Raw genomic sequence first — 20,328 nt, 5'->3', positions numbered from 1 at the left:
GCCGTCCAGGGCGCGGCGGCGACAATGGGGCATGACCCCATTGCCCCCCGACACCGCTGCCAACGCCTCGAACGACCAACACCCCTACGCCCGCCTCACCCCCGACCAGGTGCTGGACGCGCTGGCCAGCGTGGGCCTGTATGGCGACGGCCGCCTCATGGCCCTGTCATCCTACGAAAACCGGGTGTACCAGGCCACGCTGGAAAACGGCGAGCGCGTGGTGGCCAAGTTCTACCGCCCCGGCCGCTGGTCTGAGGCGCAGATCCTCGAAGAACACGCCTTTGCCGCCGAGCTGATGGCGGCCGAGGTGCCCGCCGTGGGCCCGATGGTGCTCAATGGCGCCACCTTGCACCAGCACGATGGTTTTGCGTTTTCGGTCAGCCCCTGGCGCGGCGGGCGCCAGCCCGAGCTGGACGATTTTGAAGTGCTGGAATGGATCGGCCGCTTTCTCGCCCGCATCCACACCGTGGGCGCGGGCCGGCCGTTTGTGCACCGGCCGGTGCTGGACCTGCAGACCTTCGGCCAGGCCTCGCGCGACTGGCTGCTGGGCAACGACATCATCCCGCTCGATGTGGTGGCCGCGTGGAAGACGCAGTGCGATATCGCTCTTGAATTGATAGCAAAAAACATCCACCAGGAGCGCGGAGACGGCCATTTTTCCTTGAAAGATGCCACCCCCATCCGTCTGCATGGCGACTGCCACCCCGGCAACATCCTGTGGACGCCACTGGACGAATGGGGCCGGGGCGGCCCGCACTTTGTGGACCTGGACGACGCGCGCATGGGCCCGGCCGTGCAGGACCTGTGGATGCTGCTCTCGGGCGACCGGCGCCAGCGCACGCACCAGCTCGGCGCGCTGATCGAGGGCTACGAACAGTTCCGCAGCTTTGACCGCCGCGAGCTGGCGCTCATCGAGCCGCTGCGCACCCTGCGCCTCATCCACTACAGCGCCTGGCTCGCGCGCCGCTGGCAGGACCCGATCTTCCCGGCCAACTTTCCGTGGTTTGGCAGCAGCGACTACTGGCGCGGCCAGGTGGACATGCTGATCGAGCAGAACGAGGCGATGCAGGAAGAGCCGCTGGTGGCCTGAGCTGGGGTGAGCGGGGCGGGGACAGGCCCGGCCAGCGCAGGCCCGGCCATTGCAAACGATTGTCAACCCCTGCGCACAGCGGCCCGATGTGGGGCACCATCAAGGCACTCCCTCCCACGGGGGTGTTTTGTAGTTGATTTTCACGGCCCCCCGGCCCCGAGCCCACCACCATGCGCATCGCAGTCCTTGACGACGATCTTCTGCTCCTGGAGCAGATCAAGGGCACCTTGGAATGCCACCACCATGTGTGCCATACCTTTGCCGACGGCACCAGCCTGCTCAAGGCCCTGCGGCATGACACCTTCGACCTGCTGATCGTGGACTGGCTTCTGCCCGACATGGAAGGCACCGAAGTCGTGCAGACCGTGCGCGACATGGGCGGCATGCAGCTGCCCATCCTGTTCATCACCCGCCGCAATGACGAACGCGACGTGGTCGAGGCCCTGTCGCGCGGCGCCGACGACTTCATGAGCAAACCCCTGCGCATGGGCGAACTCGTGGCCCGCACCACCGCCCTGCTGCGCCGCGCCTACCCCGAGAGCATGGGCGCCCGCATGGCCTTCGGCGCGTACTGCTTCGACGCCGACAAGCGCTCCCTGAGCGTGCACGGCCAGCCCATCGAACTCAAGAACCGCGAGTACGAACTCGCCCTGTTCATGTTCCGCAACGCCGGCCGCCTGCTGTCCCGCACCCACCTGCGCGAAGCCGTCTGGGGCGACGGCGCCGAAACCCCCTCGCGCTCGCTCGACACCCACATGTCACGCCTGCGCACCAAGCTGGAGCTGACCGAGGACAACGGCTACACGATCTCGGCGATTTATGGGATGGGGTACCGGCTGGACCCCTGCCAGCCGGCAGCCAGCGGTGCGCCGGGCACCTCTGCCACACCGGCCACACCGGCCACACCGGCCTCTTCGCAGCGCCCCCTCACCGCATCATTCGCAGCCTCCTGAGCACTTGCCCTAGGCACCGCCCAAGGTGGTGCCACCCAACACGGCGGGTAAACCAAGGCTTGAGCTGCGCCGGGGTCGTGGGCTATGCTGCACCAGCTTCACCCCCCGCAGCCCACCCATGAAGGACTGGATACGCAACGTTTTGTCGATCCGCCAGGCACGCCGCCCCGCGCCGGTGGGGCAGGTGCCTGCAGTGGGCACGGACATTCAGCGGGGGGCGCTAAAGATGGCCGTCACGCACCGGATTTCGGGGGAGTTGTGGGACTGGCTGGTGCTCTCTGGCTGGCGCAACCTGCCGGTGGCGACCGACCGGCGCCGGGGCATGCGGCTGCCTGATGAGGCCCTCAAGACCTTGATGGACGCAGACCCCCAAGAGCGCAACCAGGTCTATGCGCGGCTGCTGGAGCAGGCAGAGCCGCAGGGGTGAGCCAGGCCCCACACCAACCCGCCACTTTCGCCGCATCCAAAGAAAAACCCCGGGAGCCATTCAGCCCCGGGGTTTCACTTTTTGATAGCAACTCAGCGCCTATCCACGCGCGGTGACGGCAGATTTCGCCCCATGGGCGCACCCGCCAGCCACCTGCCCGGCCTCAGGCCAGCAGCGCGTTCACGCGCTTGACGTACGAGGCAGGGTCTTCGGGCAGGCCGCCTTCGGCCAGCAGCGCCTGGTCGAACAGGATGTGCGCCAGGTCGTGGAAGTGCACGCTGCCGTCGAGCTTCTTCACCAGCGCGTGCTCGGCATTCACCTCCAGCACGGGCTTGGACTCGGGCGCCTGCTGCCCAGCCTGCTTGAGCATGCGGGCCAGCTGCGTGCTCATGCCGTCGTCCTGCACCACCAGGCAGGCGGGCGAATCGACCAGGCGCGTGGTCACGCGCACATCTTCGGCCTTGTCCTTGAGCGCTTCTTTCAGCTTGGCCAGCACGGGCTTGAAGGCCTCGGCGGCTTCTTCAGCGGCCTTCTTCTCGGCCTCGTCCTGCAGCTTGCCCAGGTCCACGGCACCCTTGGCCACGCTTTGCAGCGGGGTGCCGTCAAACTCGTGCAAGTAGTTCAGCGCCCACTCGTCCACTCGGTCGGTCATCAGCAGCACTTCGATGCCCTTCTTCTTGAAGACTTCGAGCTGCGGGCTGTTCTTGGCGGCGGCGAGCGTGTCGGCGGTGATGTAGTAAATCGCCTCCTGGCCTTCCTTCATGCGCGCCTTGTAGTCGGCAAAGCCCACCGTCACGGCGTCGCTGGTGGTGGACGCAAAGCGCAGCAGCTTGGCCAGGCGCTCGCGGTTGCCAAAGTCTTCGCCCAGGCCTTCCTTGAGCACCGCGCCAAACTCGCTGTAGAACGCGGTGTACTTGCCTTCCTTGGCCTTGTCGTCGGCGTCCACCACATCGGTCACGCCGTCGGCATTCGCGGCGGTGTCGTGCTTATCGTGTTTGGCCAGGTCTTCGAGCATGCTGAGCACGCGCTTGGTCGAGCCTTCGCGGATGGCGCGCACGTCGCGGCTTTCCTGCAGCAGCTCGCGGCTCACGTTCAGCGGCAGGTCGGCCGAGTCGATCACGCCCTTGACGAAGCGCAGGTAGGTGGGCATCAGCGCCTCAGCGTCGTCCATGATGAACACGCGCTTCACATACAGCTTCACACCCGCCTTCTTGTCGCGGTTCCACAGGTCGAACGGCGCCTTGGCGGGGATGTACAACAGTTGCGTGTACTCGGTGTTGCCTTCCACGCGGTTGTGCGCCCAGGTCAGCGGGGCTTCGTGGTCGTGGCTGATGGTTTTGTAGAACTCGGCGTACTGCTCTTCGGTGATGTCCTTCTTGGGGCGCGTCCACAGGGCGCTGGCCTTGTTGATGGTTTCCCACTCGCCGGTCTTGACCATGCCACCGGGCTGGCGGCCACCGTTTTCGTCATTGGGGTTGATCAGCTCGCCGTCTTTCCATTCTTCCTTTTCCATCAGGATGGGCAGGCTGATGTGGTCGGAATACTTGGCGATGACCTGCTTGAGCTTCCAGGCGTTGAGGTATTCCTCTGCATCGTCGCGCAGGTGCAGGATGATGCTGGTGCCACGCTGGGCACGGGTGATGGTTTCGACCTCAAAGTCGCCCGTGCCGCCGCTGATCCAGCGCACGCCTTCTTCGGCCTTCAGGCCCGCACGGCGCGATTCCACGGTGATCTTGTCGGCCACGATGAAGCCGGAGTAGAAACCCACGCCGAACTGGCCGATGAGCTGCGCGTCGGCTTTCTGGTCACCCGAGAGCTTGCCCATGAAGTCCTTGGTGCCGCTCTTGGCGATGGTGCCCAGGTGGTCGATGGCCTCTTGCTGGCTCATGCCGATGCCGTTGTCGGTGATGGTCAGCGTCTTGGCGGCCTTGTCGAAGCTCACGCGCACTTCGAGGTTGGGGGCGTCCTCGAACAGGGCGGAGTTGTTCAGCCCCTCAAAACGCAGCTTGTCGCAGGCGTCGGACGCGTTGGAGATCAGCTCGCGCAGGAAGATTTCCTGGTTGGAGTACAGCGAGTGGGTGACCAGGTGCAGCAGCTGGGCCACTTCGGCCTGGAAAGACAGGGTTTGTTTGGTGCTCATGGTGTCTTGGTCTTGGAATGGGCTACTTCTTGCGATCTTGAGAAACGTCTTGGGCGCACCTGCGGTGTAAAAGACGTTCGCGCGTGTTCACCTCGGGGCGGATGGCGCGATTTCAAGACCGGCTGAGCGTGAGTGGTGACTAAGAGGGCATGGACAGCAGTCCCGCCATCTGGCACGGCTTTGACGCGCCAGACGCTCTCCCAGCACCCGAAAGAGCATTGTTGACAATTTGCGCGCAATTAACGCTTGTTCAGCCCATTTTGCCCTCCTAAGATGCCGCATTGGCTGCGGGCCTGCGCCAGCAGCTGCCCCCTGCTTTTTTGGACAAACCCATGCCCACCTCTTTGCAAAAATGGTCTGCCGAGTTCCTCGGCACGTTCTGGCTCACCTTTGGTGGCTGTGGCAGCGCGGTGCTGGCGGCCGCGTTTCCGCAGCTGGGCATCGGGTTTCTGGGCGTGTCCCTGGCTTTTGGCCTGACGGTGCTGACCGGGGCCTACGCGCTGGGGCCCATTTCGGGCGGGCATTTCAACCCGGCGGTGTCCGTGGGCCTGGCACTGGGCGGCCGGTTCAAGGTGTCCGAGCTGCCTGGCTACGTGGTGGCACAGGTGCTGGGCGCGATTGTGGCCGCCGGGGTGCTTTACCTCATCGCCACGGGCAAGCCCGGGGCAGACATTGGCGGGTTTGCCACCAACGGCTACGGCGAACACTCGCCCGGTGGCTACGGACTGCTGGCCGCCGTGGTGGCCGAGGTCGTGCTCACGGCGGTGTTCCTGATCGTGATCCTGGGCGTGACCTCGCGGCGCGCGGCGGAAGGCGTGGGCGGCATGGCCATCGGTCTCTGCCTCACACTGATCCACCTGATCTCCATCCCGGTGACCAACACCTCGGTCAACCCGGCGCGCAGCACCGGCCCCGCCCTGTTTGGACCCAGCTATGCGCTGTCGGAGCTGTGGGTGTTCTGGGCCGCGCCCATTGCGGGCGCCTTGCTGGGCGCCGCCATTTACCGGGGGCTGTTCGGCGAAGACTGAGAGGGTGTGAACGAGCCCGCTCAGTTTTCGAGCGTGATGCGCTGCACCAGGGTCTGCAGGATGGTATCGGCCTTGTCGTTGGACACCTGGCAGGTGCCTGCAGCCGCATGGCCACCACCACCAAACTCCAGCATGAGGTTGCCGATGTGCACGTGGCTGCCACGGTCCAGGATGGACTTGCCCGTGGCGAACACCGTGTTCTGCTTCTGCAGCCCCCACATCACGTGGATGGAGATGTTGCACTCCGGGAACAGCGCATAGATCATGAAGCGGTTGGTGGCCCAGATGGTCTCTTCCTCGCGCAGGTCCAGCACCACCAGCTTGCCGATGCGGATGGCGCAGCGCTGCAGCTGCTCCTTGGCCTTGGACGCATGCTCACGGTAGAGCTGCACCCGCTCCTGCACGTCGGGCAGGGCCAGGATGTCGTCAATGGTGTGGTCGCGGCAATACTGGATGAGGTCCATCATCAGCGCGTAGTTGCTGATGCGGAACTCCCGGAAGCGGCCCAGCCCGGTGCGTGAGTCCATCATGTAGTTCAGCAGCACCCAGCCCTGGGGGTCGAGGATGTCTTCGCGCGAATACTGGGCCGAATCGGCCTGGTCCACCGCCGCCATCATGTCGTCGGTGATGCGCGGAAAGGCGGCCTTGCCGCCATAGTGGTTGTAGACCACACGCGCGGCCGAGGGCGCATGCGCCTCGATGATGTGGTTCTCGGACCGGCGGCCCGAGTTGCGCACCGTTTCGGACTCGTGGTGGTCAAACACCAGGTGCGCGCCGGGCACATAGGGCAGGTTGGTGGTGATGTCGCGGCTGGTGATGGCGACTTTGCCATCCTGCATGTCTTTGGGGTGGACAAAGGTGATTTCGTCAATCAGGTCCAGCTCGTTGAGCAGCACGGCGCAGACCAGGCCGTCAAAGTCGCTGCGGGTCACCAGGCGGTATTTCACATCACTCACAAGTTTCTCCTTGTTGTCTATTGCTTCTTGAACACATCGTAGCCGCACCCCGGCGCCGGGCCAATGTCATGTGGGCGCCGCCATCCACTGCTCCAGCTGCCGGGCCACGCCGGCATCGCCCAGCAGCGCCAGATGGCCCTGGCGGTAGAACACCGCCTGCCGGTCCTTGGCAAACCCGAGCCCCCGCACCGCATCATCATGGATGCCCAGGGCGCTGTGCAAGGGCACCAACCCATCCCCCACCAGCCGCTCAGCCACCGGGCTGCGCCGGGCAGCCAGCGTGGCGGCCACCGCGTAGCAGGCCACCCCGGTGGGCAGGGGCACGGGGGTGCGCTGGTCGGGCCGGGTGCGAAAGCGGTCGCGCCCCTGCCAGTCGGCATCCAGCACATGGCCGTAGCGCAAATCGGTGATGCCTGCGCTGCGCAGCTGCGCCAGCCGGGCAAACGGCCGCGAATAGGGGGTGCTGCCGAGCAGCACATCCACCCAGTTGCCCGCCCGCTCCAGCGGTGCACCATGGTGCGGCGTGCCCAGAAAAACCACCTGGCGCAGACGGGGCAGCCAGCCGCTGGGGGCCGCCGCCTGGGTGGCCGCGTGAGTGGCCGCATGATGGCAGGCGCTGCGCACCACCAGCCCGCCCATGCTGTGGGCCAGCACGGCCAGCTCCGTTACGGGCACGGGCCAACTGGCCACCAGCGATTCGAGCAAGGCTGACAGCTCGGCACCATTGGTCGAGATGTGCTGGCCGGTGTTGTAGCGCAGGTACACCGGCGTGTAGCCCAGCGCCTGGGCCAAGTGGGTGCCATGGTCGTGGCCGCCGTGTTGCCACTGCAGATCGTTCATGCACAGCCCGTGCACCAGCACCAGCAATTTGCCGGTGGCCGTGCCCGCAGCGCCCAGGGCGCGCACATCGAGTGGCAGGCCCCGCTGGTACCAGCCCATGCGGGTGCACAGCGGGTTGTTGTCCTGCTGCAGGCGGTCACCCATCACCCCATTGAGGGCGGCGATGACCGCCTCGCGCTCCCACAGCACCTCGGTGCCGGGTGTGCTGGACGAGAAAAAGGGCTCCAGCCGCGCCAGCCCCGCCTGCAGGCCCGCATCCACCAGCTGCGTCACCCCCCGGATGCTCTGGTAAACCAAACCGGTCAACCCGCCGGTACGGCCCGGCTCAGCCCCACCCGGCAGGCCCAGGGTGCCGCGCACCGACTGGTGCACGCCCTCGGCCACGCGGCTGATGCCGGTGGTGGCCTGTGTGGCCAGCCGGGCCACGCCACGCAGGTCGGAGGCGCGCAGCTGCCGCAGCGGGTTGGTTCCAGAAGCCGGGACGCTGTTGGGCGTGCGCGGTGGCCGCGAAGAAGGCATGAGAAAGGCTCCGATCCAGAAAAAAGGGGGTTGTACGGAGCCCGGCAACGCTCAAAAGCGCTCGTTGGGCGACAGGTAGCGCCACTGCCCCACGGGCAGATGGCCCAGGGTCACGCGGCCGATGCGGATGCGTTTGAGGCCCACCACCTTGAGCCCCACCAGCTCGCACATGCGGCGGATCTGGCGCTTTTTGCCCTCGGTGAGCACAAACCGCAGCTGCTCGGGGTTCTGCCACTCGACCTTGGCGGGCTTGAGTGGCTCGCCGTCCAGGCTCAGGCCATGGCGCAGGCGTTCCAGCAACTCTTTGGGGAACACTGCCTGCACATTGGTGCTGACAGGGTCACGCTCGTCGATTTCCTGCAGCGGTGCGGAGCGCTCGCCGGGGTGGCGGGGCACCGCCTGGCCCGGTGCCTGGTAGACCACGCGCACCAGGTACTCCTTTTCCATCTCGGAGTCCTCGCCAATGATCTGCCGGGCCACGCGGCCGTCCTGGGTCAGCACCAAAAGGCCCACCGAGTCGATATCGAGCCGCCCGCAGGGCGCCAGGCCCCGCAGCTGCGGCGGCGAGAAGCGGTTGCGGCTGGGGTCATCACGCCAGTGGGAGCGGGGGTTGATCAGCGCCACGGCGGGCGTATGGCCGTCCTCGGCCTGGCCGCTCACATAGCCGATGGGCTTGTTCAGCAGGATGGTGACGCGCTGCTCCTGGAACCCCTGGGCGATCTTGTCCACCTCGATGCGGTCGGCGGCCGTGACCTGCTGGCCCATGGTGGCCACCACACCGTTGACCTTGACCCAGCCCTGCTCCACCCAGTCGTCGGCCTCGCGGCGCGAACACAGGCCCAGCTCGGCCATGCGCTTGTTCAGGCGCGAGGTGGTCAGGCCGCCCACGGTGGTGGTGGCGGGCGCAGGCACCTGGCGCACGGGCGCCACAAACGCGCCCGACGCGACGCGGTAGGTAGACGGTGCGGGCGCCCGGGCAGGCCGGGGGGCCCGGGGCGGCGGCGCAGGCCGCGCGGGCGCGGGTTTGGCCGCCAGGGTGGGGCGGCGCAGCACGGCGCGCGGCGCGGCAGGCGAAGAAGGGCCACCGGCATCGGCGGCCGGAGCGGCGGGGCCCGCAGGCGGGCGAGGAGCTGAAGAAGACATTGCGCGTATTTTCGCCTGCGGGCCGGTCGGCGCCCAAATGAATTTCGGCGGCCCCTGATCCGAACGCCTTGGCGCCCCCACAAAACCCGGTGCAGCCTACCCCTGGCGCGCCTGCCAGGCCAGGAAGTCCTCGACCGGCAGGGGCCGCGTGATGTGGTAGCCCTGCGCCTCATCGCAGGCCAGGGTGCGCAGCTGCTCCAGGATGGCGGCGGTCTCCACGCCTTCGGCCACCACCGTGAGCCCCAGGTTGTGCGCCAGGTCGATGGTGGAGCGCACGATCATCGCGTCGTCTTCGCCCGTTTCCATGCCCATCACAAAGGACTTGTCGATCTTGAGTTCATCCACCGGCAGGCGCTTTAGGTAGGCCAGCGACGAGTAGCCGGTGCCAAAGTCGTCAATCGACAGCTTGAAGCCCTGCTCGGACAAGCGGTTGAGCATGGCTTCGGCGCGCTGCGGGTCGTCCATGATCGCGCTCTCTGTGATCTCCAGGCAGAACGCACTGGCCGCCACGCCGTGGCGCGCCAGGATGTCGGCCAGCCGGTTGCTCAGCTCCGGGTCGAGCAGGTCGCGGGTCGAGAGGTTGACCGACACTCTGAGCGGCAGGCCCCGCGTGCGCGGGTCGGCCAGCAGCCGCGCCACCTCCTCAAACATCCACAGCGTGAGCTGGCGCACAAACCCGGTCTGCTCGGCAAACGGGATGAACTGCATGGGCGGCACCAGCCCGCGCTGCGGGTGCTGCCAGCGCACCAGCGCCTCGGCCGCCATGCCCGCCTGGCCATGCAGCGGCACCTTGGGCTGCAGGTACAGGCGCAGCTCGTGGTGCTCCACCGCATGGCGCAGCTCAGTCAGCAGCGACAGGGTCTGCGCGCTGGTGGAGTCGAACGCGGCGTCGTACTGCAGCGCCCCGCTGAGCTTGCGCTTGGCCGCATACATGGCGATTTCCGAGCGGCTGAGCAGGGTGTCGGCATCGTCTGCATCGCCCGGCCAGCAGGCAAAGCCGATGCCCGCGCTCAGGTCCACTGTCTGGTCCTCTAACGCCAGCGGCTCTTCGAACGACTGGTTGATGCGCTGGGCGATGTCGTGCGCGGCGGCGGCGTCTGCATTCAGCAGCAGGATGGCGAACTCGTTGCCGCCCAGGCGCGCCACCATGTCCTCGGGCGAACGCACCTGCAGGCTCAGACGCCCGGCCACGGCCTGCAGCAGGCGGTCGCCAAAGGCATAGCCCAGCACGTCGTTCACGTGCTTGAAGCGGTCCAGGTCGAGGGTGAGCACCGCCACCGGCTGGGGCGTGTTGGCATGCCCTGCACGGCCCGGGTGCTCGGGATGGCCCGCCAGGGCCCGCACCACGGCTTCGCGGAAACGCTCCCGGTTGGGCAGACCGGTCAGGCGGTCCCAGTAGGCCAGGCGGCGGATTTCGGTTTGCTGCGCCGCGATGTCCACGCGCATGTGGTCAAACGAGCGCGCCAGATTGCCGATCTCGTCCATGCGGCCGGTGTGCTCCAGCGGCACGTCGTATTCGCCGCGCGACAGGCGCTGCGTGGCCGCCAGCAGCGAACGCAGGGGCGTGGTGAGCCGCTGCGCCACCAGCCCGGTGCCCACCGCAAACAGCAGCACACCCGCCACGGTGATGATGGCCAGCAGCACCTGCAGCTGGCGGTAGGGGGCCACCACCTCGTCCACCGAGCGCAGCAGCAGCGAATGCACCTCGCCGCCCACGCTGTCGAGCGGTGTGGAGCGTGCCAGCAAGGTCCCTTCGGCGGTCTGTAGCTCGCCCGACGCACCACCGCTGCCCAGCAGCAAGGCCTGCGCATCCGCAGGCAAGGTGCTGACCGGCAGGGTCATCACGCCCCCGGGGGCCTTGACCATCAGGGCCACATGCACCGACAGGAGCTGCCGCATTTCGTCGGCACGCGACTGGTCGATGCGAAAACCCATCAGCACCCAGCCGATGACCACCGGCGCGCGCATGGGCACCATCACAAACTGGTAAGGCACGCCGTCCATCACCGCAACCTGGCTGCCCTGCGGCTGCTGCGCGAGGCGGGGCACCACTTGCTCCAGCGTGGCGGGAAACTGTTCCATGCCATCGGCCAGGCTGACGGAGCGCAGGGCCAGGTCGGTGCCCAGCAGGGCCGTCATGGCCGCGCCGATGCGGCTGCCGTGGTTCTCCAGCACCGACTGGATGGTGTCCTCGTCCCCCGAGTTGACCGCTGACCGGAAGCCGTAGTCGGCCGCCAGCAGCGCCGAGCCCTGGCGCAGGCGCTCGGCGTTCTGCTCCAGCAGGCGGCGCCAGATGTTTTCGTCCAGGTCCAGCGCGCGCGCGATCTGGGCGCGTGCATTGCGGTCGATGGAGGCCCGCACCACGGCAAACCCAGCCGCCTGCACGATGAGCAGCAGCAGCAGCGACAACCCCACCAGCCGCAGGATCAGGCTGCGCCGGGCCAGGCGCAGCCGCGTCAAGGCTGCAACCCCGTCAGGCGCACCGAGGCCGTGGCGGTGCCGGTGGCGGGCACCGTCAGCGCCTGCTCCTGCGCGGGGGCGCCCACGGGCATCCGGGTGTGCCAGGTGCGCAGTGTGTAGGTGCCGGGCGGCACGTTGTCGAGCAGCACCCGGCCGGTGGCGGCCGCACTGCGTGCGTAATAGGGGGTGTCGAGCACCAGGATCCAGCCCACCATCTGGTCGTGGATGTTGCAGCCCAGCGCGACCACGCCGGTCTTGTCGAACAGCACCGGGTTGGAGGGGGTGCCGGTGTAGAGCTTGAGTTCGAACTTCTTGGCAGGCGAGAACGAATACACATGGTGCCGCACCGTGTCGCGGTTGGGGAACAGCACCTCGGTGCCAGCGGTCACCACCAGCACCCCAGGCACAAACTGCCGCTTCTCCTGCGCCATTTCCACACCCGCCAGCGGCCGGGCCAGCTTGCGCGCATCGGCCGAATCGAGAAACACCACGGCGTCGGCCAGCGGCTTGCCCGCCGCATCGGCCACCTCCACCTGCACAGGGCCCGCCTGGGCGGCCCAGCCCCCGCCCGCCAGCGCCCCCGCGCACAGCAGCGCGCGGCCAGTGCGGCCAAGGCAGCTGATAGGACGGGCGCCGCCAGAGGTCATGGCTCGATCGCCATGCCCACCAGCGGTGTGCCCTCGCCCACCAGGCCCAGGGGCCGGGTGGCGCCGGTGGCCAGGTCCACCTGGTGCAGGCGGGTCTGGCCGTCGGCCGCCGTGCGCACCGCAATCAGGGCGGTGTTGCCCACGTCGGCAATGTCAAACGCCACATCGGTCAGCGAGCCCAGGCCCAGCGACCCCACGGTGCGCAGCTGCCCGGTGTTGGGCGAGACCACGGGCGTGGTGCCCTCGCGCGAGCCCTGCGTGACCAGCACGCCCAGCGCACGGTCGATGGCGTAGTTGGTGGTGATCTTGCTGTCGTTGGGGTTGTAGGTGTAGGCGGCGCCCGCGATGTCGGGCTTGCGGCGGGCGTTCACGTCGGCCCAGGCATAGCGCAGGGCGGGGTCGGGCTGCACGCCCTCCACGGCCGGGTCGCCGTCCACGGCAGCCCCGGTGTCGGGGTGCAGGCGCAGGTTCTGGCCGGTGTTGGACACCACGCGGATGCGGTCGGCCGCCGGGTTGAAGTCAAAGCCGAACACGCTGCCGACGTGGGGCAGTGCCGCTGGCGCAGCCCCCACCGGGCGCAGCGCCCCCGTGGGGATGTCGAGCGTGTACAGGCGCCCGGCCTGCGACAGCGCATACAGCACGCCCTTGGCCACGCGGAAGTCGATGCCCACCAGCCGGTCGCCTGCGGGCAGGCCGGTGACCGGGCGCCGCTCCAGGATGCGGCCAGGCTGGCCCGCATGGAAGGTGATGAGCTCGTGGGCACTGGTCACCGCCACCACCGCCTCGCGCAGGCCGGTGTCGGGCGCGGGCGTGGCCGCACACCCTGCGAGCAGCGCCACCACCACGGCCGCTGGGACGGCGCGCAGCGCCGAAGAACAAAAAGTGGGATGCATAAAAGACCTCGCAACTGTTACAGGTTTATACCTGATCGCCCTGCGGCCGTCGCCCCCCGGGGCAAACCCGAAGGGCTTTGGAGTGACATCAAAAATAATAGCAACAAAGGCATACCCATCGCGCGATAACGGCATTTTTTATACAAATTCTGCGCCCACGTCCTGTTGCACTTTGGTGCGACCGAGTCGCCACAACGCGCCCACTCATTTGTAACAAACCCGGCCATGCAATTCGGGCATGTCCCCATCCGTAACGCTCATGACACATTTTGAGATTTCTGCCTACACTGCGTCGAACGTGCAAGGGCCCGGCCTGTCACTGTGGGCACCGATATTGCTTCGGTCCCTGCGCACGGGTTGATTCGTGCCGACCTGATTCCCCCCGATCCCCTGACGCCCACCGAGACACAAGGACTTCCATGCCTGCCGCCGCTTCTCTCAAATCCTTGTCGATCTCCAGCCGGCTCAGCCTGGGCTTTGGCTGCATGCTGGTGCTCATCATCGCGGTGGCGGCCCTGGGCCAGCTGTCGGTGAGCCAGGTCAACGGGCAAATGCAACAGATCACCGGCACCGGGGCCAACAAGGCCAAACTGGTCAACGGCATGCTGGAGAGCGTGAGCGCCATCGGCATCCAGAGCCGCTCGGCCGCCATGCTCAACGACATCGACCCCAAACAGGCACGCGGGCAGATCGAAGCCGTGGACAAGACGCTCAAGGAATACGCCACCCAGGAAACCGCCCTGGCCGCGCTGCTGACGCCCGACAGTGCTACCCCTGCCGAGATCAAGCTGCTGGCCGAGGTGCAGGAGCTGGGCCGCAAGGCGCGCCCTGAGCTCGCCAACGCCATCAAGGCCGCCGACGACGGCGACACCGTGAGCGCCACGCTGGCGCTGATGACCCGCGTGGCCCCGGGCGAAACCGCCTGGCGCGCCAAGCTGCGCGAACTGATCACGCTGCAGAACAGCCTGAACGCCGAAGCCGCCGCCTCCAGCGCGCAGACCCAGGGCAACGCCCGCCTGGTGGGCGGCCTGCTGGTGGCGCTGGCCATTGGCCTGGGCGCGCTGATTGCGTGGCGCATCACCACCAGCATCACCGCGCCCATCGGTCGCGCCGTGGTGGTGGCCGAACGCATTGCGCGTGGCGACCTCACCTCGCAGGTCGAAGTACGCATCCATGACGAAACCGGCCGCCTGCTCGAAGCCATTGCCGCCATGCAGGAGCGCCTGCGCACCCTGGTGGGCGAGATCGGCCAGACGGCCGACTCCATCCTGGTGGCCAGCTCCGAGGTGGCCTCGGGCAACCTGGACCTGAGCCAGCGCACCGAACAGACCTCGCACAACCTGCAAAGCGCCGCCAGCTCGCTGGTGGAGCTGACCGGCACCGTGTCGCAAAGCGCCGACTCGGCCCGCCAGGCCAACCAGCTCGCGTCCACCGCATCCGATGCCGCCACACGCGGCGGCGAGGTGGTGGGCCAGGTGGTGCGCACCATGGACACCATCAGCGCCAGCTCGCGCAAGATCGCCGACATCATCAGCGTGATCGACGGCATCGCGTTCCAGACCAACATCCTGGCGCTGAACGCCGCCGTGGAAGCCGCCCGCGCGGGCGAGCAGGGCCGGGGCTTTGCGGTGGTGGCGGGCGAGGTGCGCAACCTGGCCGGCCGCTCGGCCAACGCTGCGCGCGAGATCAAGGCGCTCATCGGCACCAGCGTGGATCAGGTGCAGGAAGGCAGCACCCTGGTGAACCACGCGGGCAAGACCATCGAGGAGCTGGTGCTGTCGGTGCGCCGTGTGTCCGACATCATGGGCGAGATCACCGCCGCCACGCAGGAGCAGAGCCAGCGCATCGGCCATGTGAGCCAGTCGGTGGGCGCGCTGGAAGAAATGACGCAGCAGAACGCCGCGCTGGTGGAAGAAGGCGCCGCCGCCGCCGACAGCCTCAAGGACCAGGCCGGGCGCCTCACGCAGATGGTGGGCACCTTCCGCCTGTCGCGCAGCGATGGCGGTAGCGATGACAGCTGGGGCACGGGCAACCCCATGGCCGCCCCGCTGGCCGCCCCGACCCCCGTGCCCGCCCCGGCCTTTCGCAGCGCGCCCCCGCGCGCACCGGCGCTGAAGCCGCGCGGCAAGCTGCCGTCGCTGCCGCGCTGAGCGCCACCGGGGGCAGCAGCCTAGAACAGGCTCCTAGCCCCCCTTGAACTGGAAGATGCTCGACCGCAGCGCCGCCAGGTCCAGCACCCTGAGGCCGCCGTATTCGATGCGGATCGCGCCCTGCGCTTCCAGCGCGGCCAGTGCCTCGTTCACGCGCTGGCGCGACAGCCCCACCAGGTAGGCCAGCTCCTGCTGCGTGATGCGCAGCACCTCGCCCACGCCCGGGTACAGCACCGGGTTGAACAGCGACGCGAGGCTGCGCGCCACGCGCACATCGGGGTTGTTCAGCCGGTCGATCTCGCGCGCGGCGATGAACTGGCCCAGGCGCTCGTTGAGCTGGTTCATCACAAACCGGTTGAAGCCGATGGAGTGGTCCAGCAGCCAGTGGAAGGTGTCGATGGGCAGGCCCGCCACGATGCTCTTGCGCAGCGCCTGGATGTTGTAGCGGTAGGGCTCGCGCTTGATGGTCGTGCCCTCGCCAAACCAGCCACCCGGGGGCAGGCCGGCATAGGTCATGGTCTGGCCCTGCGCGTCGTCGCTGCTCATCTTGAGCAGGCCCTCCACCACCCCAAACCAGTAGGTCACGGGGCGCCCCACCCGGCACACGTAGTCGCCCGGCTGGGCATCGCCCACCAGCAGCGAGGCCACGGCGCGTTCGCGCTCGGCGGGCTGCAACTGGTCCAGCCACGGGATGCCGCGCAGTTCGTCGGCGGTGGGGGAGCGGCGGCGCTGGTGCAGCGACAGGTCCTGGTTGATGCGGGAGTCCATGGGCGCGGTCCGGTCGGTGGGGTCGGGGGATACGGGAAATCCTGATCTGAATTGTCGTCAGAAAGACAAAAAAATGCCAATCTCCACCGGATGATGGCGCCTCCCCCGGCCCTGGAACCTGTGCAAGGTCTTCGCGAGGCCGGGGCTACCGAGGAGACAACACCATGAACCAACACCGATCCACCGCGCCGGACGATGCCGTGCACGCCCATGCCGCACAACCCCGTGGGCTGGGGCGGCGCCAGGCCCTGGCCGCCGTGGCCGCCCTGCCCTGGGTGGGGCTGGCGGGCATGCCCGGGCGCGCCCGGGCGCAGGACGGCGCGATCAAGATTGCGCAGTCCACCGCCCTCACCGGCCCGCTGGGCGACCTGGGCTCGGCCATGCACCAGGGTGCCAAGGCAGCGTTTGCGGCCCTCAATGCGCGCGGCGGCGTGCATGGCAAGGCCATTGAACTGACCACGCTGGACGACACCTACGACGTGCCCAAGGCGCTGGCCAATGTGGAGCAGTTCCTGGCCGACCCGGCCACCTTTGCACTGTTCAACTGCATGGGCACGCCCATGATCGACGCGATGCTGCCCAAGGTGGTCGAGAGCGGCATCCCGTTTTTTGCGCCCTTCACCGGCGCGCAGCTCAGCCGCACCAAGGCGCGCAGTGTGTTCAACATCCGCGCCAGCTATGCCGACGAGGCCGAGAAGCTGGTGCAGCACCTGTCCACCATCGGCATCCAGCGCATCGGCATCGTCTACCAGAACAACGCGTTCGGCAAAGAGGTGTTCAGCGCGGCCAAGCAGTCCATGGACCGGCTCAAGCTGCCCGAGGCCCTGACCGTAACGGTGGAGAGCAATGCCTCGGACGCGGGCAGCGCCGCCGCCAAGCTGGCGGGCGGCAACCTGGAGGCCATCGTGATCGGCCTGGCGGGCAAGCCCACGCTGGAGTTTGTGAAGGCGTTCCGGGCGCTCAAGCGCGGCGTGACGCTGTATGCGCTGTCGGTGATGGGCACGCCCGCCACCGTCAAGGCCCTGGGCGCCGACGCCACGGGCATGGCGATCTCGCAGGTGGTGCCCCTGCCCTCCAACGTGGTGATGCCCGTGGTGCGCGAGTTCCAGGCGGCCTGGAAGGCCTCGGGCGCCACGGCCGAGCCCTCGCACCTGGCGCTGGAGGGTTACATCAACGCCCGCGTGTTTGCCGAAGCCCTGCAGCGCGCAGGCCGCAACCCCACGCGCGCCGCCTTCATCGACGCGACCTGGAACCTCAAGAAATGGGACCTGGGCGGCTTCGAGATCAGCGCCAGTGCGCCCGAGCGCAATGCCTCGCGTTTTGTGGAGCTGACGCTGGTGGGGCGCGACGGGCGCTTTATCCGCTGACCTGGCGGGCGCGGACGCGGCGCCCCGATGGCGCAGGCATGAATGCTATTAAATATATAGCTTAAAAGGTATATCCATCGCGCGCAGAGGCCGTTTTTTCTTCAGAAATCCGGCCCCATTGACACCCCAACAGGCTACTGCGACGCCAGCCCGTAGCGGTAGCCCTTGAACGACCAGATGGTGCGCCCGGGCTCGATCTTCTCCAGCAACAGCCCCGGGCCGACCGGGTCGCCCTCGTGCAGCACCTGGCCGTTGACGATGGCCATGCGGTACGCCGGATTGGCCGAGTAGGTGACGCCCGAAATCTTGAGCGAGGGCAGCTGCGCGCGCACGGCCTCGGGCAGGTCGCCCTGGGCGAACACCGTGCCGGTGGCCGTGGTGGGCGCGGGTGCAGCGGCCACGGCGGCGGGCTCGGGCGCCCGGGGCGGAACCACCCCACGCGCGGGATCGCGGGCCACATCACGGGCAGGGTCGCGGGCAAGATCGCGGGTGGGCTCGGCACGGGAGCGGGCGGGCGGCGCAGGCGGCTCGGCGCCCCGGGTCGCGGGCGCGGGGGGCGCGGACGCGGGCGCGGGGGGCGCAGCTTTTTCGCGCGGCGGTGGGGCCGCGCTGCGTTTTTCGGCAGGGCGCGGTTCGGGCGCAGGGGCCTCCACCGCAGGTGCGGGGGCGATGGCCACCGGGGCAGGCTGGGGCGCTGCAGGCACCGCTGCGGGTGCGGGTGCGGGTGCGGGAGCGGGGGCCGCAGCCACCACCACCGGCGCAGGGGCTGGGCGCTGCATCACCCACCAGGTGCCCACCACGGCCACGGCCGCCACGGCCACCCCGGCGCTGGCCATGAGCCAGGGCGAAGCGGCGGTCCGCTCGGCCACCGGCGCCGCACCGGGCACCGGCACCGCCTGCGAATGCAGCCCGGGCACGCCGCCCCGCCCCCGTTCGGCTTCCGCGCGCCGCAGCGCATCAAGGATGTAGGACATGGGGTTCAGGCTCCTGTGCGCAGACGGGGTTCGCTCACGCCATTGACGCGGTTGAGCAGCATGAGGGTCAGCGGACCGGCGCGCCCATCGGGCGTGACGCCCTGGGCCAGCTGAAAACGCTGGATGCGCGCCTGACGCGCGGCGGGGGTGGTGGCCCGCGCGCGTGCACTGGCTCCTGCACCCCCCGCAGCGGGCGTGGCCAGTTGTTTGTCCAGCCAGGCGGCACCGGCGGTGCTCTCGGCAATGTCGCCCTTGTCGGGCATGCCGATCGGGGCGCGCCACAGGGTGGCAATGTCACCGCGCCACACCTGGGCCAGCTCGGCCACGGGCACCTGCAGCGTGCGCCCCGCGCCTTCGAGCGTGGCGGTGTCGCCGTCCAGGCTGCGCAGCACGGCGGACACGGCGCTGTCGCCATCGTCCGAGGGGAACAGCGTGAGCAGCACCGGCCGGTCGATCTGGCGCACCAGGTTCAGGCCCGCGCGGCGGTTGCGGTAGCAGCGCAGCCCCTCGCGCGGCAGCGTGGCGCAGGCGTCGGCGCCCTCGGGCACGCTGGCGCTCCAGCGGGTGGCCAGCGCCTGCCAGGCCGGGCCATCGCTGGCGGGCAGTGCGGCCAGAAACTGCTGCAGGTCGGACAAGGGCGCGCCCCCCCCCGGCGCCGCAGACGGCGTGGATGCGGCCGCTGTTGCTGCTGTTGCCGTTGTTGCCGCTGCAGCAGCACCCACCGCCAAGGCAGCACTGGCGGCTGTGGCCGGGGGCTGTGCACGCCCCCCCGCCGCCACCGCCGCGCTGGCAGGCGATGCAGGCGCCGTGGCCGCCACCGGCGCGCCCGCACCGCGCGGGGCCAGTGTGGGCCAGGCGCCCAGCGCCCAGCCACCCGCCGCCACCAGCGCAGCCCCCGCCACGGCGCCCAGACCCGCCACGGCCCAGCGGGGCAGCAAGGGCTGGCCCTGGCGCGCGGCGGCGGCCGAGGCCGGGGCATCGAACACCTCGCGCGCAGCGCGGTTCACGGTGGAGGCATTCACCTCGCGCACCCCGGCGGCGTAGGCGCCCAGCAGGGCCCGGTCGCACAGCAGGTTGATGCGCCGGGGCACGCCGCGCGACAGCGTGTGCACACGGGCGATGGCGCGCTGGCGGAACGGCATGGGCCCCTGCAGGCCCGCCACAGCCAGGCGGTGGGCGATGTACTGCTGGGTCTCGCGCGGGCTCAGCGCATCGAGGTGAAAGCGTGCAATCACGCGCTGCGCGAGCTGCTCCAGTGCGGGGCTGGCCACCATGGTGCGCAACTCGGGCTGGCCGATCAGGATGATCTGCAGCAGCTTGCGCTCGCTGGTCTCCAGGTTGGTGAGCAAGCGCAGCTGCTCCAGCACGTTGGCCGAGAGGTTTTGCGCCTCGTCGATGATGAGCACGGTGTTGCGCCCCGCCGCGTGCGCGGCCAGCAGCGAGGCGTTGAGCGGGTCGATGTAGTCCTTCACCGTCTCCACACCGCCCGGCACCATGGGCTTGTGCGGCACGCCGAACTCGTCGCAGATGGAGCGCAGCAGCTCCCGCACGGTGAGCTTGGGGTTGAAGATGTAGGCCACGTTGCAGTGCGCCGGGATCTGCTCCAGAAAACAGCGGCATACCGTGGTCTTGCCCGCGCCCACTTCGCCGGTCAGCAGTACAAAACCGCCGCCGGCATCCAGCCCATACAGCAGGTGGGCGAGGGCCTCGCGGTGGCGCTCGCTCATGAACAGGTAGCGCGGGTCCGGGGCGATGGAAAACGGGGGATGCTGGAGACCGAAAAACGGGGCGTACATGGCTTGGAGGATACCGCCCACCCGCAGGCAGGGTTTTACCCACCAAGGAGTTACCCCTAAATTGTCGTCGGCAAGACAAGATGGCGTCAAAGTGGGTCCTAGCATTCCCCCATCGCGCAAACACAAGCCTGCGCTCCCGGCTGTCACCGGGCCGACACCTTCTCACTTTCAGGAACC

General features: G+C 68.5%; 16 protein-coding genes. 6 read left to right on the top strand and 10 right to left on the bottom strand.

Features of this window, described 5'->3' with window-relative positions; genetic code table 11:
- The first annotated feature begins 31 nt into the window (after positions 1-31).
- From A1D30_RS03370 to A1D30_RS03360, 3 genes are all read left to right on the top strand, one after another.
- Positions 32-1,090 (top strand): serine/threonine protein kinase, encoded by a 1,059-nt coding sequence (locus A1D30_RS03370; protein WP_063459363.1) that lies wholly within the window; start codon positions 32-34, stop codon positions 1,088-1,090.
- A gap of 170 nt (positions 1,091-1,260) precedes the next feature.
- Positions 1,261-2,043, top strand: coding sequence for a response regulator transcription factor (locus A1D30_RS03365; protein ID WP_082836298.1), 783 nt, complete (start codon positions 1,261-1,263; stop codon positions 2,041-2,043).
- 118 nt (positions 2,044-2,161) lie between these two features.
- On the top strand, positions 2,162-2,470 hold the full coding sequence (locus tag A1D30_RS03360) for a hypothetical protein (protein ID WP_063459362.1): 309 nt from the start codon (positions 2,162-2,164) through the stop codon (positions 2,468-2,470).
- A gap of 163 nt (positions 2,471-2,633) precedes the next feature.
- Here A1D30_RS03360 and htpG read toward each other — a convergent pair whose 3' ends face one another.
- Complete coding sequence (gene htpG / locus A1D30_RS03355; protein ID WP_063459361.1) at positions 2,634-4,610, bottom strand: molecular chaperone HtpG; 1,977 nt, start codon at positions 4,608-4,610, stop codon at positions 2,634-2,636.
- 332 nt (positions 4,611-4,942) lie between these two features.
- On the opposite strand from htpG, the gene aqpZ reads away from it, so the two are divergent.
- On the top strand, positions 4,943-5,638 hold the full coding sequence (gene aqpZ / locus A1D30_RS03350) for an aquaporin Z (protein WP_063459429.1): 696 nt from the start codon (positions 4,943-4,945) through the stop codon (positions 5,636-5,638).
- Between the two features lie 20 nt (positions 5,639-5,658).
- Here aqpZ and A1D30_RS03345 read toward each other — a convergent pair whose 3' ends face one another.
- The 6 genes from A1D30_RS03345 to A1D30_RS03320 all read right to left on the bottom strand — a co-directional run bounded on the left by A1D30_RS03345 (position 5,659) and on the right by A1D30_RS03320 (position 13,096).
- Entirely contained in the window at positions 5,659-6,594 is a 936-nt protein-coding gene (locus A1D30_RS03345) for a hypothetical protein (RefSeq protein WP_063459360.1), read from the bottom strand.
- A 66-nt stretch (positions 6,595-6,660) separates the two neighbouring features.
- Complete coding sequence (locus A1D30_RS03340; protein ID WP_082836297.1) at positions 6,661-7,953, bottom strand: permease; 1,293 nt, start codon at positions 7,951-7,953, stop codon at positions 6,661-6,663.
- Positions 7,954-8,004: 51 nt separating this feature from the next.
- Positions 8,005-9,096, bottom strand: a complete 1,092-nt coding sequence (locus tag A1D30_RS03335; RefSeq protein WP_242421768.1) for a pseudouridine synthase — start codon at positions 9,094-9,096, stop codon at positions 8,005-8,007.
- A 96-nt stretch (positions 9,097-9,192) separates the two neighbouring features.
- Positions 9,193-11,556, bottom strand: coding sequence for an EAL domain-containing protein (locus A1D30_RS03330; protein WP_082836296.1), 2,364 nt, complete (start codon positions 11,554-11,556; stop codon positions 9,193-9,195).
- Positions 11,553-12,203, bottom strand: coding sequence for a methylamine utilization protein (locus A1D30_RS03325; RefSeq protein ID WP_109790880.1), 651 nt, complete (start codon positions 12,201-12,203; stop codon positions 11,553-11,555). Before A1D30_RS03325 ends, A1D30_RS03330 begins: the two co-directional genes overlap by 4 nt.
- Complete coding sequence (locus tag A1D30_RS03320) at positions 12,200-13,096, bottom strand: DUF4394 domain-containing protein (protein WP_063459359.1); 897 nt, start codon at positions 13,094-13,096, stop codon at positions 12,200-12,202. Before A1D30_RS03320 ends, A1D30_RS03325 begins: the two co-directional genes overlap by 4 nt.
- Positions 13,097-13,515: 419 nt before the next feature.
- Between A1D30_RS03320 and A1D30_RS03315 the strand changes: the two genes are divergently transcribed.
- Entirely contained in the window at positions 13,516-15,246 is a 1,731-nt protein-coding gene (locus tag A1D30_RS03315) for a methyl-accepting chemotaxis protein (RefSeq protein WP_063459358.1), read from the top strand.
- A 33-nt stretch (positions 15,247-15,279) separates the two neighbouring features.
- Here the strand turns inward: A1D30_RS03315 and A1D30_RS03310 are convergent, their stop codons facing one another.
- Positions 15,280-16,014, bottom strand: coding sequence for a Crp/Fnr family transcriptional regulator (locus tag A1D30_RS03310; RefSeq protein WP_063459357.1), 735 nt, complete (start codon positions 16,012-16,014; stop codon positions 15,280-15,282).
- Positions 16,015-16,178: 164 nt separating this feature from the next.
- On the opposite strand from A1D30_RS03310, the gene A1D30_RS03305 reads away from it, so the two are divergent.
- Positions 16,179-17,381, top strand: a complete 1,203-nt coding sequence (locus A1D30_RS03305) for an ABC transporter substrate-binding protein (protein WP_063459356.1) — start codon at positions 16,179-16,181, stop codon at positions 17,379-17,381.
- A gap of 134 nt (positions 17,382-17,515) precedes the next feature.
- Here the strand turns inward: A1D30_RS03305 and A1D30_RS03300 are convergent, their stop codons facing one another.
- Positions 17,516-18,355, bottom strand: coding sequence for a general secretion pathway protein GspB (locus tag A1D30_RS03300; protein ID WP_063459355.1), 840 nt, complete (start codon positions 18,353-18,355; stop codon positions 17,516-17,518).
- Positions 18,356-18,360: 5 nt separating this feature from the next.
- Positions 18,361-20,151 carry an AAA family ATPase gene (locus A1D30_RS03295; RefSeq protein WP_063459354.1) on the bottom strand — a complete coding sequence of 597 codons (1,791 nt, stop codon included), beginning with the start codon at positions 20,149-20,151 and terminating at the stop codon, positions 18,361-18,363.
- Between the last annotated feature and the right edge of the window lie 177 nt (positions 20,152-20,328).

This window comes from Acidovorax sp. GW101-3H11 (assembly GCF_001633105.1).
GTDB lineage: Bacteria > Pseudomonadota > Gammaproteobacteria > Burkholderiales > Burkholderiaceae_C > Acidovorax.
This window is presented reverse-complemented; position numbering and strand designations above follow the sequence as displayed.

Bases quoted from the DNA above. Each gene is read 5' to 3' on its own strand.
- A1D30_RS03370 (WP_063459363.1), top strand. From the start codon at position 32: ATGACCCCATTGCCCCCCGACACCGCTGCCAACGCCTCGAACGACCAA.
- A1D30_RS03365 (WP_082836298.1), top strand. From the start codon at position 1,261: ATGCGCATCGCAGTCCTTGACGACGATCTTCTGCTCCTGGAGCAGATC.
- A1D30_RS03360 (WP_063459362.1), top strand. From the start codon at position 2,162: ATGAAGGACTGGATACGCAACGTTTTGTCGATCCGCCAGGCACGCCGC.
- htpG (WP_063459361.1), bottom strand. From the start codon at position 4,610: ATGAGCACCAAACAAACCCTGTCTTTCCAGGCCGAAGTGGCCCAGCTG.
- aqpZ (WP_063459429.1), top strand. From the start codon at position 4,943: ATGCCCACCTCTTTGCAAAAATGGTCTGCCGAGTTCCTCGGCACGTTC.
- A1D30_RS03340 (WP_082836297.1), bottom strand. From the start codon at position 7,953: ATGCCTTCTTCGCGGCCACCGCGCACGCCCAACAGCGTCCCGGCTTCT.
- A1D30_RS03335 (WP_242421768.1), bottom strand. From the start codon at position 9,096: ATGTCTTCTTCAGCTCCTCGCCCGCCTGCGGGCCCCGCCGCTCCGGCC.
- A1D30_RS03325 (WP_109790880.1), bottom strand. From the start codon at position 12,203: ATGACCTCTGGCGGCGCCCGTCCTATCAGCTGCCTTGGCCGCACTGGC.
- A1D30_RS03320 (WP_063459359.1), bottom strand. From the start codon at position 13,096: ATGCATCCCACTTTTTGTTCTTCGGCGCTGCGCGCCGTCCCAGCGGCC.
- A1D30_RS03315 (WP_063459358.1), top strand. From the start codon at position 13,516: ATGCCTGCCGCCGCTTCTCTCAAATCCTTGTCGATCTCCAGCCGGCTC.
- A1D30_RS03310 (WP_063459357.1), bottom strand. From the start codon at position 16,014: ATGGACTCCCGCATCAACCAGGACCTGTCGCTGCACCAGCGCCGCCGC.
- A1D30_RS03305 (WP_063459356.1), top strand. From the start codon at position 16,179: ATGAACCAACACCGATCCACCGCGCCGGACGATGCCGTGCACGCCCAT.
- A1D30_RS03300 (WP_063459355.1), bottom strand. From the start codon at position 18,355: ATGTCCTACATCCTTGATGCGCTGCGGCGCGCGGAAGCCGAACGGGGG.
- A1D30_RS03295 (WP_063459354.1), bottom strand. From the start codon at position 20,151: ATGTACGCCCCGTTTTTCGGTCTCCAGCATCCCCCGTTTTCCATCGCC.